Source organism: Rhizobium sp. BR 249, from assembly GCF_047445895.1.
In the GTDB taxonomy this organism is placed as follows: Bacteria; Pseudomonadota; Alphaproteobacteria; order Rhizobiales; family Rhizobiaceae; genus Rhizobium.
Genome location: NZ_JARWKX010000030.1, coordinates 55,687 through 70,901 on the forward strand (window position 1 = coordinate 55,687; position 15,215 = coordinate 70,901).

Consider the following 15,215-nt stretch of genomic DNA (forward strand, 5'->3'; position numbering starts at 1 on the left):
CGCAAATTTGTTTTGCGCCACGAGTGAAAAGGCTTGATCGGCTGACGGTATCAGCGCTGTTCTTAGTTCGCCCCAGAGCCTGCAAGACTATCCGAAAAAAGATCGTTGAGCTTGAACACGACTTCCGTCCTATTCGTTGCCTTGACCTTTTTCATGATGTTGCGGACATGCACTTTGACCGTGCTTTCTCGCAGGTTGAGCTCATAGGCGATGATCTTGTTCGCCTTTCCGCGCCGCAGCGCCGCGACGACTTCGGCCTGACGATCGGTGAAGATCCCGGCCAGCGGGTGCGCCGTCGAGCTGCTCGACTGCAGCAAGTGACGCATGGCGAACAAGGCGCTTGCGGGCACAAAAAGCCCTCCTGCCACCGAGAGCACGATCAGCTCCACGCAGACCTTGATGCTGACCGTGGCAGGTATGTAACCCTTGGCTCCGTAGTCGATCGCCTTCACGATCTGGCCGAAATCGTCACTGTCGGCCAATATGACGACCGGTGTCGACGCGAATTCCGACGAAAGGCTCTTGATCTGCTCCGAGACGGCAGGATCGTCGACCATCTTGCCGCCGACGTTCAAAAGGATTGCCGAAAGCGGAGGATATTCTTCGCGTTTTTGCTTCCACTCCTCAATCGATCCAAACGCCACAATAGCGAATTCATCAGTGTGGCCGGCCATGCATTGCGCAAGGCAGTGCCGATCAAGCTCCCTCTTGTCGAGAATGAGAAGCGAGTGCTTTGGAGTTGACGGCCGTGTAAGCGCCGCCAAACCATTTTCTATCTCTAGAGGAATAGATGTGTTTTCCTGCCTATGGTTTATGTTTATGGAATTCAAAGCCCCATCCTCCTACTCGTTTACTAGGACTTAACCCAAAGTCGAATGTCCAACTCCCCTGTCGACATGGGTGTTTCACTAACAAAAGTGCTAATTGAATACCATATTTCTGGGGTTTCCATACTAGTTAATAGTAGTTACTCCAGATCATGCGTTCCGCAGGAAGCTGTAAGCGGTTAAATTTTTTAAACTAACCAATCAATTTTTAAGTGTCTCATATATAGACGTATAGCATTACTATAGACATTCAATTGAACTCGCTAAACTCATGTAAACAATGCCCATCTTCGGTGTAAGGGGCAGGGGCGAGCGCGTCATGACCTGCCGCCGCCCCCGGTTGATGAGCATCAACCTTCGCATGCGGGCATCACCCAACTTTCGTACGCAGGTACGCCTTTAGGTGAATAAGCTTCCACGTTTTGTTTCTTTACTCAGATGGAGAAAACAATTCTCTTTGTAAGGCAAAGAAATATTTGTTCTGCCGAAATGAAAGCTTGGACACATCTATGCGGGTGTCTGTTTCGGCAAAATAGAGCTTGTTGAAGAGTAGGGGGTGCAGGCGTAATGATTGCATCGAACGTCAAGCTGGATGACAGCTGCGTCATCCATCATCCAGATCTCGTGAATCTCTATGGCTGCACGATCGGCGCGGGAACGCGCATCGGCACCTTCGTCGAAATCCAGAAAAACGTCCTCGTCGGAGAGGACTGCAAAATATCAAGTCATTCCTTTCTCTGTGAAGGCGTGACGCTGGAAGACGGCGTTTTCATCGGCCACGGGGTCATGTTCACCAATGACACCTATCCGCGCGCCGTCAATTCGGACGGAAGCCTACAGACCGAAGCCGACTGGGTTCTCATCCCCACTCTCGTCAAGCGCCACGCATCGATCGGCAGCAACGCCACCATCCTGCCTGGCGTGACCATCGGAGAGGCCGCACAGGTCGGCGCCGGCGCTGTCGTCACCAAGGATGTGCCTGCCGGCGCCATTGTCGCCGGCGTTCCGGCCAGAATCATCGGTCGCGTTCATGACCGAGCAGTCACCATGCAAGCGTTGGGAGAAATGCGATGATCGGTATCGCCGTTGTCGGGTATGGGTATTGGGGTCCGAATCTGGTTCGCAACATTTCGGAAGCGGCCGGCGCGCACCTCGTTTCAGTCTGTGATCTCAATATAGAACGGCTGGCGGCTGTCAAAAGCCGATATCCGGCAATAACGATCACCGATAAATTCGAGGACGTTCTGGCCGATCCGAGAGTGGATGCAATCGCCATCGCAACGCCGGTCTCGACCCATTTCAAGCTCGCGATGCAGGCCATGATGGCTGGAAAGCATGTCTTCGTCGAAAAGCCGATGGCATCGACGACGGATGAAGCCGCACGGATGGTCGAGGAAGCCGCGCGCCGCCGCCTCGTGCTGGCGGTGGATCATACCTTCGTCCACACCGGCGCCGTCCGCAAGATGCGCGAACTGGTCGAAAGCGGCTTGGGCGACATGTATTATTACGACTCCGTCCGGGTCAATCTGGGGCTCTTCCAGCACGATGTCAGCGTCATCTGGGACCTCGCGGTGCATGATCTCTCCATCCTGGATCATGTCGTGCAGGAAAGGCCGGTGGCTGTTTCGGCGACGGGCATGAGTCATGTGCTGGGCGAACCTGAGAACATCGCCTATCTCACGCTCTTCTTCGAAAGCAAGCTCATCGCCCACGTCCACGTCAACTGGCTGGCGCCGGTCAAGGTCCGCCGCACGCTGATCGGCTGCAGCAACAAGATGATCGTCTATGACGATCTGGAGCCCAGCGAAAAGATCAAGGTCTATGACAAGGGCATCACCCTTTGCCCCAATTCGGATGCCTATGGCGAGAAGGTGCATCAGATGATGGTCGGCTACCGCAGCGGCGACATGTGGGCGCCCAAGCTCGATATGACCGAGGCCTTGAAACGCGAACTGGATCAGTTCGTCGAGTGCATCGAACAGAATTCGCGCCCCATTGCAGACGGCCAGGCCGGGCTGCGTGTCGTTCGCATCCTCGAGGCAGCCAGCCGGTCGCTCGCCCAGCGCGGCCGCATCATCGAGCTCGAAGAGGCGAGGCGCATCGCATGATCCCGTTTCTGGACCTCAAAGCACAATATCAATCGATCAAGGGCGAGATCGATGCCGCCGTGCTCGGCGTCTTGGCCTCGGGGCAATACATACTGGGGGAGGAAGTCCTCCGGCTCGAGCAGGAATTCGCCGACTATTGCAACGTCAAACACGCAATAGCCGTCAACACCGGGACGAGTGCGCTGCACCTGTCGCTTCTGGCGGCCGGTGTCGGCCCCGGCGATGAAGTCATCACCGTGCCGTTCACCTTCGTCGCGACGGTTTCGGCGATCTGCTACACGGGCGCAACACCCGTATTCGTCGACGTGGAGCCCGTGACGCTCACGATGGATCCGGCTCAGCTCGAGGCGAAGATCACCTCCCGGACCAAGGCGATCATTCCCGTCCATCTCTACGGCCAGATGGCCGATATGGACGGCATCATGGCAGTCGCCGATCACTACGGCATCCCGGTCATCGAGGATGCCTGCCAGGCACATGGCGCCCGGTATAAAGGCGCGCGCGCCGGCAGCATCGGCGCATCCGGCTGCTTCAGCTTCTATCCGGGCAAGAATCTCGGCGCCTGCGGCGAGGGCGGTATCGCCGTCACGAACAGCGACGAGCAGGCCAAGACCATGCGCATGCTGCGCGACTGGGGTCAGGAACAGCGCTATCACCATCTGCTGAAGGGCTTCAACTACCGCATGGATGCCATTCAGGGTGCCATCCTGCGCGTCAAGCTCCGGCATCTCGAAGCCTGGACCGAAGCCCGCCGCTCGCATGGCCGCCGCTACTCTTCGCTGCTGGCAGGATCGCAGCATTTGCGAACGCCTGTCGAAGTTGCCGAACGGCGGCATGTCTACCATGTCTATGCCGTCAGAAGCGGCGATCGCGATGGCCTGCAGCGTGTGCTCACGGCAGAGGGCATTCCGTCCGGTTTGCACTATCCGATCCCTGTCCATCTGCAGAAAGCCCATGTCGACCTCGGCCACCAGGTCGGCGACTTCCCGGTTTCGGAAGCCGCCGCACGCGAGGTTCTCTCCTTGCCGATCTATCCTGAGATGCCCGTACAGCACGTCGATCAGGTCGCGGCTGCGCTGGAGTATGCCTATGTCAGCTAATCCAAGCGAGGCTCGCGTCGTGCGGGCCGTTCACGGCCGCAGCCCGAAACCGGCGGATCCTGCCTACCAGGCAGGGCTTGCCGAAGAGCTCAGGCAATCCTATGGACGCGCCGGGCTGATCGAGCTCTACGGCCGCTTCGCGACAGGCGACGGCGTCGTCGACGGCCTGATGCGGAAAGCCATCTGGCAAGCGATTACCCGGCGTTGCGGCGCGGGGCTGCAGGTTGCGGGCGGCGCCGGTTTCAAACACCCGGAAACGTTCGAAATCGGCGATGGGGTGTTCATCGGCGCGCAGGCCTATATCCAGGGACGCTTCGACGGCACCTGCGTGATCGGCGACAATGTCTGGATCGGCCCGATGGCCTATTTCGACGCGCGTGACCTGGTGATCGAGGATTCCGTAGGGTGGGGGCCTGGCGCCAAGGTGCTTGGCTCGACCCACACGGCACTGCCGATAGATGTTCCGATCATCCGCACGGATCTTGAAATCAAGCCGGTGCGCATCTGCGCGGAGGCCGATATCGGAACGAACGCGACCATTCTTCCCGGCGTGACCGTCGGGAAGGGGGCGATCGTCGGCGCGGGAGCCGTCGTCGTTTCCGACGTCGAGCCGTTCTCGGTTGCCGCGGGTGTACCTGCGAAATTCATACGTTGGCGTTCGGAGAATGATCCGATGACGAACATGTCGCGTGAGGGAAGATCATGAGAAACAAACGAGTGCTCATTACCGGCGGCGCCGGTCTGATCGGTTCGCATATCGCCGATCTCGTCGCATTGGAAAAACCTCGCGAGATCATCGTGCTCGACAATTTCGTGCGCGGGCGCCGGGATAACCTCAGCGCGGCAATATCAAGCGGGTCCGTCAACATCATCGAGGGCGACATCCGCGACAGAGCGCTTCTGGCGAAAACCTTCGAAGGCGTCGACATCGTCTTTCACCAGGCGGCGATCCGCATCACCCAATGCGCGGAAGACCCGCGGCTCGCTTTCGATGTTCTGGCCGAAGGCACGTTCAACGTCCTCGAAGCTGCCGTAAAGGCAGGCGTGTCGAAGGTCGTCGCTGCTTCCTCCGCGTCGGTGCTGGGGCTCGCCGAAAGCTTCCCGACCACCGAAGCGCATCATCCCTATAATAACCGGACGATCTATGGTGCGGCGAAGACCTTCAACGAGGGGCTGCTGCGCAGCTTCGCGGAAATGTATGGCCTGCGTTATGTGGCGCTGCGCTATTTCAACGTCTACGGACCGCGAATGGACGTTTACGGCGCCTATACCGAAGTGCTGATCCGCTGGATGGAGCGCCTTGCCGCTGGAATGCCGCCGCTCGTCTATGGAGACGGCAGCCAGACGATGGATTTCGTGGATGCACGCGATATCGCGCGGGCAAACATTCTCGCCGCCAAGAGCGACGTCACGGACGAAGTCTTCAATGTCGCGAGCGGCCAGGAAATAAGCCTCCTGGAACTCGCGCAGATGCTGAGCAGCATCATGGGCGTTTCACTCGAGCCGCAGCACAAAGAGGCCCGGACGGTCAACGGCGTAACCCGTCGTCTCGCCGACATCAGCAAGGCCGAACGGCTCCTCGGCTTCAAGGCTGAGATCTCGATGGAACAGGGGCTTCGCGATCTCGTTGCCTGGTGGCAGCAGCAGACCGCTGCGGGAGGAGCGGCAGCATGAGCTCACCTCAATCCACAATTCCGGTCGCCAAACCCGTTCTCGGGGAGGAAGAGGCCGAGGCCGTGCGCCGCGTCATTCTGTCGGGATGGGTGACGCAGGGACCCGAAGTCGCGGCTTTCGAGAGCGAATTTGCAGCCTTTGTCGGTGCCCCGCACGCCTGCGCCATGTCCAACTGCACGACCGCGCTGCATCTGGCCTTGAAGGCGGTCGGCGTCAGCGCCGGCGACGAAGTCATCACGGTCAGCCATTCGTTCATCGCAACGGCGAACGCCGTTCGGTACTGCGACGCGGTGCCTGTTTTCGTCGACATCGAGGCGGACGGTTACAACATCGATCCCAGCCTGATCGAAACGGCTATCACGCCCCGCACCAAGGCAATCCTGTGCGTGCATCAACTCGGCATGCCTTGCGATCTCCGCGCCATCGTGGAGATCGGCAAGCGCCACTCGCTGCCGATCATCGAAGATGCGGCCTGTGCGACGGGAAGCGAAATCCTGTGGGGCGGGCGCTGGGAAAAGATCGGCAAGCCGCATGGCGACATTGCCTGCTTCTCCTTCCATCCCCGCAAGGTCGTCACCACGGGCGATGGCGGCATGCTGACGACGGCGAATGCGGAATATGACCGCAAATTCCGGCTGTGGCGCCAGCATGGCATGAGCGTCACCGACGCCGTCCGCCACGGCTCGAAGCAGGTGATCTTCGAGGACTATGATGAGCTGGGCTACAACTACCGTATGACCGACCTCCAGGCCGCGGTCGGACGGGTGCAGCTGCGCCGGCTGCCGGAACTGGTTGCGCAGCGAAGGCGGCTTGCCGATCAATATTGCGAGCGCCTCTCCACGATCCCAGGCCTGTCGATTCCGACCGAGCCCGATTGGGCTCGCAGCAACTGGCAAAGCTTCTGCGTGAGATTGTCCGACGAAATCGACCAGCGAGCAGTCATGCAAGCGCTGCTCGATCAGGGCATCTCGACGCGGCGCGGCGTGATGAACATTCACCTGGAGGGAGCCTATTCCGGCCAAGACTCCCATCGCGCCGCCACCGGCTTGACGCGAAGCATATCGGCGCAGCAGCAAACCGTCATCCTTCCGCTTTATGCTCAGATGACGGAGGCTGATATCGCCAGGGTCGTCGAGACATTGCGCCAGGCCCTTGCCGGCGCCGGCAGCGGGCGCGTCGTCCGTCCGCCCGAGCAGGCCGTACCTGCTTGAAGTGACCCCTGCAGACTGCTGCATATCGATACAACATCAGGAAAGCGCGCATCATCTGATACGCGCTTTTTCTCATGTGGATTTCGTGATCCATCCTCTGACGATTGCGGGCATCGACTCCGGCGGAAGCAGCTTGACCAGCATGCGCAGCGAGTAGAGCCCGCTCAGAACGACCGCGACGGAGCCGATCACCATCGCCGACCACGCCGGCAAGACCAAAGAGGCCGAGAATACCAATCCCGACGCGGGCAGGAAAAGCAGGGCGTGACGGCGATTGGCGCGCGACCAGCGGAAGCCGGTAAGCCGCCGCACGATCACGTAGATCAGGATGCTGTGCCAGACATAGAGGCCGAAAAACGCCATGCCGGCCCCTGGCGTACCGAGCTTCGAGACGAAGAGCCAGGCCAGCCCGACATGCACGAGCGTCGCGGCGACCTCCGTCCAGAAGAAGATCGTCTGCGCGCCCTTCGCGAGCACGATGAAACCCATCGGCCACGCGACGATCCTGAGCATCATCCCAAGGCAGATCCAGCGCAGAAGATCCACAGCCCCGTGAAACTCCGTGGAATAGAACAGGCTCATCACGAGCGGCGCCAGGGTCAACGTGGCGATCAGGCCGGGGCCGGCCAGCAGCATGCTGATTTCAGCCTGCTCATTGACCAGCCGGTTGCACTCGGCATTGTTATCAGCCGTTGCGGTCAGGCGCGGGTAGAAATCCGTGCCCATCGCCTGCAAGATGAAGCCGGCATAGAGACCGCCAAGCGCCCAGGCCGCCTGATACAGTCCCGCCGCCATGACGCCTCCTTCGTTCAGCACGATGATCCGGATGGCATAGGCGGCCCCGAAGGTCAGGAGCCCGCTTGCCATGAACGCGGCTCCGAGCTTGAACAGAGCCGTCGCCTCCCGGCCGAACTGGCGCGCCGACATCGGCGCTGGGTGCGTGCATATCTGTCTGCTGTACCACCAGGTCGGAAGGATTGAGACAGCCGCGATGGCGACGAGAGACGGCGCGATCGCCTGCGCGCCGAACAGGTAGATCAGCGGGATGCTCACCATCGTGCCGAAGAGCCCCGAAAGCACGTTGATGCGGGCTAGATTTGCAATGCCCCGCAAGCCCTGGATCAGCGCAGTCTGTCCGGCGGACACGACCCGAAAGAAGACGGCCAGGGCCAGCAGCACGATGCCGCCGGCATGCTGGTAGTCGCCGAAGGTGAAATTCGAAACCGGAAACGCCAGCGCCGCGAGCAAGAGCGCCCCCAGCAAGCCGAGCACCACCGAGATGCGTCTGAGCGCCGTCGCCGACCGCGCGATACTCTCCGCGTCGCCGGTGCCCGCCGCCTCGGCGACCCGGCGCACCCCGCTGCCGCTCACGCCCAGACCGGCTATCGCTTGCGCGATATCGATAATCGAGCCGTAAAGACCGATAAGCCCCACGCCTTCCGGCCCGAGCAGAACGGCGAGCGCCTTGTTGCGGACGATGCTAAGCGCGACATTCACGAGCGAGGAACCGCCCATCAGCATCGTCGACTTGAGGATCTGGGTGTAAGTCTGACCGCTCGGTGGGATCATGCGCAAGGTCATCAAACGTCCCTAGCCTTCATGATAGAGCAATTCCAGCAAAAGTGTGCGGCGGTTTTCTCAGGCAAAGCGCGAAGGGCTTTTGCCGGGAATTGCTTGAAAACAAAGAGATAGAGCAATTCTGTGCTTCGAAGAAAAACGGAATTTCTCTATGGGGCCCCGGCCGTTCGCTGGTCACTGGCTTGTCCGATTTGCGAGCGTCTCGGTCTCCGTCTCTCCAGATTGATCGGAGGTGGGCTCGGACAATTCGTCCGGAATGCGCGGCCGAACGACTCTCACCACGTCACCCGGCGCCAGCGTCGTCGTTTCCGAGGCTTGGAATTGATCGATTCGTCCTTCGTTCCGCCGGCTGACGGTGAAAGTGATCGGGAGCTCCTCGCTGCGGCTTTTCAAGCCATCGTCGGCCGCGAGTTCATCGATAAGCAGCTTCTGCGTCATCTCACGCTTCATTTTGAGCTGATCGAGATTTGCCCGTTCCGACTGCGCTTCGACCGCGACTTCGCTCCGCCGCGTGTCGGACAGCCCCTCGAGATTCCGCGTTGTCTCGCTGATTGCCTGACGGCCCCGCATGATGGCGGTAACGAGGTCGAGCTTGTCGGAGCGGTAAGTCGTCAGCAACCGTTCCAGGTCCAACTGCCTCGACGAGATCGTGAGGCCTTTCTGCACCAGGGACTTAACGCTGGTCAGCTGGTCCTCGACCGATTTGATATTATCGTCCGCGCCCACCAGTTTCTCTTCCAGCGTCGAAATTTCGGTGGTCAAAAGTTCGCGCAATTCCGTGAGCGCCTTTGACTGTCTCTCCAGTGCACTTGCACGAGCTTGAAAAATAACCCTCTCCTCGCTGTATATCCCAGCGGAAAACTGCTGATCGGCGCCGCTCGTCTGACCGAAGGTAATTTCCTTCGCACCGGCCATCTCGGCCTGGAGCCGCGACAGTTTCGCGGCGCTGCGGAGGATCGAATGATCGATTTCCCGCAATTCGCCTGCGAGCTTGATCGACTGCGTTTGCAGCAGATTTTTCGCGCGAAGCGGGCCGCCGCTCATTGCCAGGGATTGCAGGACGGTAAGCCCGGGGCGGAATTTATACTCTCCGGGCGTGGTGACGTCTCCCACGACATAGATCGGCGGATATTCGAGAATTTGGATCGTAACCGCGGGTGGCTGAACCAACCCGATTTTTTCCTGCAGACGCTTGGCAATCTTGTCCGTGAGGTCGGCGTTATCGAGACTGCCGATGGGAAAAGAGCCGAGAAACGGCAAAAAGACCGTGCCGTCATCCGAGACCGTGTATTCGCCGCCGAGCGCATCCCAGCGTTCATATTGGCCTTTGGACTGCATCCATTGGACGATCGTCAGGCGGATTTTCGTTTGTGGCGCCAAGGGGGCATTGTCAGCCAAAGCTGGTGACGCGGCTCCGGCAAGAAAGGCGAGAGCACCGATGACGAAGGTCGCACGAGAGAACAGGTGGGGAGCGCGGTGCGATAGATTCATGTACATGTCTCGCCTGCAAAACATCCCTGAGCGGGTACTGGCACAATGCCTTAAACGCTGCGCGGGCGCCGGACGCCAGGTCCGAAACCGCATCACCAGTGTGCAGTCTGGCGAGGGCTTGAGGAAGGTGGAGGTCGTTTGCTTTGCCGCATCATTATTGATGAGGTGGGGGAGGGGGCTTCACCCTAAATCGAGCAGGAACACACGTCTTCGGCGCGGCACGGAGGCATCGCCCGGGAAAATCGAAAGGTCATGCACGCAGAAATAGGCGCGCTGGCCGCGAAGGACGGCGCAGGAAGCGGCGAAGCTTGTGATTTTATGTGTCTCGCCCAACAACTCGCCGCTGCAATACGGCCGCTTGCCCAAAGGATGCCGCCCGTAGAGCAAAAGGCGTAGGATATACTCGCGTATTTTTCGACTATACTTCGCGGGTTCATAATAGATTTGATCCCGACAATTTCGCGAGAGGTTCCTGCCATGTATCGCAACGCTCGCCGGTGGAACGCGCGCTCACTCCTGATGGATTCGTTGTTTCCCCGATGGTTGACCGTCGGCGGAAAGGCAAAGCCGCGCAAGCCTGCCGATAAGCGCTGGGACAGCGCTCAACTTGCGGCATCCGTGCATACCACGGATGGAAGCAAACATGACGCCGTCCTTGCCGGCGATCCCTACAGCAGCGCGGCGCTCGATGAGGTCAGACAGGGAGAGGACGTGATCGGTGACGCCGATATCACCGGCGCAGAGCCGCTCGTGCCCGACACTCTCGCGACACATCGCGAAACGGGGGTTCGAAGCGCCGACACCGCAGCGTCACGGTCCGCCCATGCGCCTGGCCTGGGGCATTTCGAGCCGAGCGCGGACAAAGTTGCGTTCGGGGCGGCATCGTCGCTTTATCGCACCTATGCGGGAATGAGCCCCATAGCCGGCGACCCTCTGGCTCCGTATCTGCCGCAAAGCCCGGCACCGACCGCTTCAGGGCAAGGTTCTGCAACGGTCACCGCCGAGCGTGCGCACTCGGGCAAAGTCGTCATTCTGGAATCAGCTCCGTCGGCGCAGGCGACTGCCCAACATGCCGGAGCCAATTCACTGGCGTTCGGCATGCCCTTCGGTGTGTGCGGATGCGGCTACTTTACCTCTCCCACGCGGATTCTCGATTGGGCGCATGGCAGCGCCATGCTTCAACAGGACGGTCAATTGCCGGGAACCAGACTGACCGAGGGGCCGGACTACGTATCGACGATCAAGCGGGCGATGGGCGCCTCGATCAGCGACCCGCTTCTCGATCGTGACCTGTCCCCCCTCTCCGGCTGGCGCGGAACCGCAAACTGGACGGATTCAACGGTCCTCAACGGATCATTGCCAGGCGGCGGAGAAACCGGAACGGGCGGCGCCAAAGCCAATAGTATCGGCATCCTTTCCGGCTCCGTGACGACGCCGCCTTCCCCGCAGCAGCGGTCGCTGACAACGCAAAATCTGGCGGCGGCTGCTGTCGCGGCCAGCAACGCGATCGTGCTTGAAAACCAGAAGCAGGGCAACCCGGAGAGCGAGTGGGGCATCGACGGTGCGGGCAGCTCCAACATCGAGGGGTTTGCGACCGACATCAGCGTCGACAACGGCAAGACGATCAGCTTCAAGATCAACACGAATTCCACCAATTATAGGATCGATATCTATAGGCTCGGCTATTATGGCGGCATGGGCGCCCGCAAGGTCGCCACGATGCAGCACACCGGATTGCAGACGCAGCCCAATCCGTTGCGCAACGCCTCGACCGGCACGGTGGATGCCGGCAACTGGGCGGTCTCGGCGTCGTGGACCGTACCGGAGGACGCGGTCTCAGGCGTCTATATCGCCAAGCTCGTGCGTCAGGACGGCACGGCCGGCGAAAATCACATCCCGTTCATCGTGCGCGACGACAGCAGCCAGAGCGACATCGTCTTCCAGACCGCAGACCAGACCTGGCAAGCTTACAACGGCTGGGGCGGCGCAAACCTCTATGGCGGCAACGGTCCGGCGACGGGGCAAGGTGCTGGCCGCGCCTACGCGGTCAGCTACAACAGGCCGATTGCGACCCGTGGCGGCGTCGGCACTTATGCCGCTCCCCAGGACTATTTGTTCGGCGCCGAATATGCAGGCATCTACTGGCTGGAACAGAACGGCTACGATGTTTCGTACCTGTCGGGTGTCGACGTCGACCGCTATGGCAGCCTCTTGCTCAATCACAAGACCTACATCGATGCCGGGCATGACGAATATTGGTCGGGACAACAGCGGACGAATGTCGAGGCCGCGCGCGATGCGGGCGTCAACCTCATGTTCTGGAGCGGTAACGAGGTCTATTGGCGCACCCGTTGGGGCAATGCCTACAGCGCCGACGGCACGCCTTATCGCACTCTGATCACCTACAAGGAGACATGGGCCGGCAGCGGCATCGATCCTTCCAACGAATGGACGGGCACTTTCCGCGATCCACGCTTCAGCCCACCCGCCATTGGCGGCGGCAGTCCGGAAAACTCGCTGACCGGGCAGTTGTTCAAGGTCGACGATGTCGGCAGCAATCTCAGCGCCATCACGATTGGATATGATGACGCCAACCTGCGCTTCTGGCGCAATACGAGCGTCGCCAACCTTCAGCCCGGCCAAACGGCGACGCTTACCAAGAACTATCTCGGTTACGAGTGGGACGAAGCGCCTGACAACGGCTTCGATCCGGCCGGCCTCGTGAAGCTGTCGTCGACGACGCTTCCGGTCAGCACTTACCTGCTCGATTACGGGAACACCACCGGCAATGCGACCGCGACCCATAATCTGACGCTCTATCGCGCGCCCAGCGGTGCGCTGGTGTTCGGCGCCGGCACGGTCTACTGGACATGGGGACTGAGCGACAATCACGACAACCAGGCGACTCCGACCGATCCCCGCGTCCAGCAGGCAATGGTCAACCTGCTTGCCGACATGGGCATCCAGCCTGGAACGCTGCAATCCGGGCTCACCGCCGCGACCGCCTCGTCGGACCACACTGCGCCGACCTCCGTCATCACGGTGCCGGGGACGGTGGCCGTTGGGTCCACCGTGACGATTACGGGCACCGCTGCCGATACCGGCGGCGGGGTCATCGCCGCCGTCGAGGTTTCGACCGACAACGGCGCGAGCTGGCATCCGGCGACCGGTGATGAGAACTGGACCTACAGCTGGTCGCCGCAGGTCGCCGGCAGCTACACGATCCTGTCCCGCGCCGTGGACGATAACGTCAACCTCGAAACACCTTCGGCCGGACGCACTGTCACCGTCAGCGGGCCGAGTTATACTTCCCTCTTCGGCGCGTCGACGCCAGCCGTCGTCAATACGAACGATACGTCGGCCGTCGAGCTCGGAGTGCGCTTCCAGACCTCCATGGCGGGGACTGTCAGCGGCATTCGTTTTTACAAGGGCAGCCAGGACACGGGTACGCATACAGGTTCACTCTGGTCGAGCACGGGTACGCGGATCGCGACCCTCACCTTCACGAACGAGACCGCCAGCGGCTGGCAGACCGCGTATTTCTCCAGCCCGGTGGCGTTGACGGTAGGGCAGATCTATACGGCGTCTTACCATACCAACACCGGTCATTACTCGACCACGGCCGATTACTTTCTCTCCAATGTGACGAGTGGTCCGCTGACTGCGCCCGCAAGCGGCAATGGCGTATACAGATACGGCAGCAGCAGCCTCTATCCCACGGCCACCTACAATGAGACGAATTACTGGGTCGATGTGATGTTCAATCCGTCGTCCTCCAACAGGGCGCCGACGGCGGTTGCCGATGCCGGGGACGCGACGGAGAAGGGTGGCGTTGCCAACGGCTCGGGCGGCGTGGCCGCCAGCGGCAACGTGCTCACCAATGACACCGATCCGGATACCGGCGACACCAAGACGGTGACGGCGGTCAGCTTCGGCGCGACGTCAGGCACGCTCGGTTCGTCGCTCAACGGCGCCTATGGCAGCCTCGTGCTCAACGCATCGGGCGTCTATAGCTATACCGTCAACGAGACCAATGCCTCCGTGCAGGCGCTGCGCCTGTCCACCAACACGCTGAGCGATGTCTTCAGCTATACGATGCGCGATACGTCAGGCGCCACATCAACGGCAAACCTCACCGTCACCATCCATGGCGCCAATGACGCGCCGGTGCTCGCCGTCCAGACCGCCGGTCAGAACGCCACCGTCGGCTCCGCCTTCTCCTTCACGCTGCCGACCACCACCTTCAGCGATGTCGACAGCAACGAAACGCTGGCCTATGCGGCAACCGCCGCCGACGGCACGGCGCTGCCCGCCTGGCTCGCCTTCAACGCCACGACGCGCACCTTCTCCGGCACGCCGACGACATCAGGCACMTACGGCGTCAGGGTGACGGCSACCGATCTCGGCGGCCTTGCCGCCAACGAGACCTTCAACATCGCCGTGTCGGCACCCGGCAACAGGGCGCCGACRGCGGTTGCCGATGCCGGCGATGCGACCGAAAAGGGCGGSGTKGCCAACGGCTCCGGCGGCGTGGCCGCCAGCGGCAAYGTGCTCACCAAYGACACCGATCCCGATACCGGYGACACCAAGACGGTGACGGCGGTCAGCTTCGGCGCGACGTCAGGYACGCTCGGTTCGTCGCTCAACGGCGCCTATGGCAGCCTCGTGCTCAACGCATCGGGCGTCTATAACTATACCGTCAACGAGACCAATGCTTCCGTGCAGGCGCTGCGCCTGTCCACCAACACGCTGAGCGATGTCTTCAGCTACACAATGCGCGATACGTCGGGCGCCATCGCCACGGCAAACCTCACCGTCACCATCCACGGCGCCAACGACGCGCCGGTGCTCGCCGTCCAGACGGCGACCCAGAACGCCACCGTCGGCTCCGCCTTCTCCTTCGTGCTGCCGACCACCACCTTCAGCGATGTCGACAGCAACGAAACGCTGGCCTACGCGGCAACCGCCGCCGACGGCACGGCGCTGCCCGCCTGGCTCGCCTTCAATGCCTCGACGCGCACCTTCTCCGGCACACCGACGACAGCAGGCACCTATGGCGTCAGGGTGACGGCCACCGATCTCGGCGGTCTCTCGACCAACGAGACCTTCAATATCACCGCGACAGTGGCGCCTACGACCTACAGCCTGTTCAACGCTTCCAGCACGCCGGCCCAGACGAACCTCAATGACGGCCAGCAGCTCGGGCTCGGCGTCAAGTTCCAGTCG

At 61.0% G+C, this 15,215-nt stretch carries 10 protein-coding genes; 7 read left to right on the plus strand and 3 right to left on the minus strand.

What is annotated here, in order from left to right; all coding sequences use genetic code 11:
- Positions 1–62: 62 nt before the first annotated feature.
- Positions 63–830: a LuxR C-terminal-related transcriptional regulator gene (locus QD408_RS23500; RefSeq protein WP_414140940.1), complete on the minus strand. Its 768-nt coding sequence runs from the start codon at positions 828–830 to the stop codon at positions 63–65.
- Positions 831–1,394: 564 nt separating this feature from the next.
- Between QD408_RS23500 and QD408_RS23505 the strand changes: the two genes are divergently transcribed.
- From QD408_RS23505 to QD408_RS23530, 6 genes are read left to right on the plus strand one after another with little or no spacing between them, the layout of a single operon-like run.
- Positions 1,395–1,901: an acyltransferase gene (locus tag QD408_RS23505; protein WP_088681520.1), complete on the plus strand. Its 507-nt coding sequence runs from the start codon at positions 1,395–1,397 to the stop codon at positions 1,899–1,901.
- Positions 1,898–2,935: a Gfo/Idh/MocA family protein gene (locus tag QD408_RS23510; protein WP_414140941.1), complete on the plus strand. Its 1,038-nt coding sequence runs from the start codon at positions 1,898–1,900 to the stop codon at positions 2,933–2,935. Before QD408_RS23505 ends, QD408_RS23510 begins: the two co-directional genes overlap by 4 nt.
- Entirely contained in the window at positions 2,932–4,035 is a 1,104-nt protein-coding gene (locus QD408_RS23515; protein ID WP_414140942.1) for a DegT/DnrJ/EryC1/StrS family aminotransferase, read from the plus strand. Before QD408_RS23510 ends, QD408_RS23515 begins: the two co-directional genes overlap by 4 nt.
- Positions 4,025–4,741, plus strand: coding sequence for an acyltransferase (locus tag QD408_RS23520; protein ID WP_414140943.1), 717 nt, complete (start codon positions 4,025–4,027; stop codon positions 4,739–4,741). The genes QD408_RS23515 and QD408_RS23520 overlap by 11 nt, the downstream gene beginning before the upstream one ends.
- Entirely contained in the window at positions 4,738–5,709 is a 972-nt protein-coding gene (locus QD408_RS23525; protein WP_414140944.1) for an NAD-dependent epimerase/dehydratase family protein, read from the plus strand. Before QD408_RS23520 ends, QD408_RS23525 begins: the two co-directional genes overlap by 4 nt.
- The gene (locus QD408_RS23530; protein ID WP_414140945.1) at positions 5,706–6,920 is read left to right on the plus strand and encodes a DegT/DnrJ/EryC1/StrS family aminotransferase; all 1,215 of its coding nucleotides are present in this window, start codon (positions 5,706–5,708) and stop codon (positions 6,918–6,920) included. Before QD408_RS23525 ends, QD408_RS23530 begins: the two co-directional genes overlap by 4 nt.
- Before the next feature lie 72 nt (positions 6,921–6,992).
- Here the strand turns inward: QD408_RS23530 and QD408_RS23535 are convergent, their stop codons facing one another.
- Positions 6,993–8,501: an O-antigen translocase gene (locus QD408_RS23535; RefSeq protein WP_414140946.1), complete on the minus strand. Its 1,509-nt coding sequence runs from the start codon at positions 8,499–8,501 to the stop codon at positions 6,993–6,995.
- Between the two features lie 171 nt (positions 8,502–8,672).
- Positions 8,673–9,989: a polysaccharide biosynthesis/export family protein gene (locus tag QD408_RS23540; protein ID WP_414140947.1), complete on the minus strand. Its 1,317-nt coding sequence runs from the start codon at positions 9,987–9,989 to the stop codon at positions 8,673–8,675.
- A gap of 477 nt (positions 9,990–10,466) precedes the next feature.
- Between QD408_RS23540 and QD408_RS23545 the strand changes: the two genes are divergently transcribed.
- A partial coding sequence (locus QD408_RS23545) for a N,N-dimethylformamidase beta subunit family domain-containing protein (RefSeq protein WP_414140948.1) occupies positions 10,467–15,215 on the plus strand: 4,749 nt, incomplete at its 3' end.

What these genes read in the sequence shown, in the direction of transcription:
- QD408_RS23505 (WP_088681520.1), top strand. Translation starts at nt 1,395, where the DNA reads ATGATTGCATCGAACGTCAAGCTGGATGACAGCTGCGTCATCCATCAT.
- QD408_RS23510 (WP_414140941.1), top strand. Translation starts at nt 1,898, where the DNA reads ATGATCGGTATCGCCGTTGTCGGGTATGGGTATTGGGGTCCGAATCTG.
- QD408_RS23515 (WP_414140942.1), top strand. Translation starts at nt 2,932, where the DNA reads ATGATCCCGTTTCTGGACCTCAAAGCACAATATCAATCGATCAAGGGC.
- QD408_RS23520 (WP_414140943.1), top strand. Translation starts at nt 4,025, where the DNA reads ATGTCAGCTAATCCAAGCGAGGCTCGCGTCGTGCGGGCCGTTCACGGC.
- QD408_RS23525 (WP_414140944.1), top strand. Translation starts at nt 4,738, where the DNA reads ATGAGAAACAAACGAGTGCTCATTACCGGCGGCGCCGGTCTGATCGGT.
- QD408_RS23530 (WP_414140945.1), top strand. Translation starts at nt 5,706, where the DNA reads ATGAGCTCACCTCAATCCACAATTCCGGTCGCCAAACCCGTTCTCGGG.
- QD408_RS23535 (WP_414140946.1), bottom strand. Translation starts at nt 8,501, where the DNA reads ATGACCTTGCGCATGATCCCACCGAGCGGTCAGACTTACACCCAGATC.
- QD408_RS23540 (WP_414140947.1), bottom strand. Translation starts at nt 9,989, where the DNA reads ATGAATCTATCGCACCGCGCTCCCCACCTGTTCTCTCGTGCGACCTTC.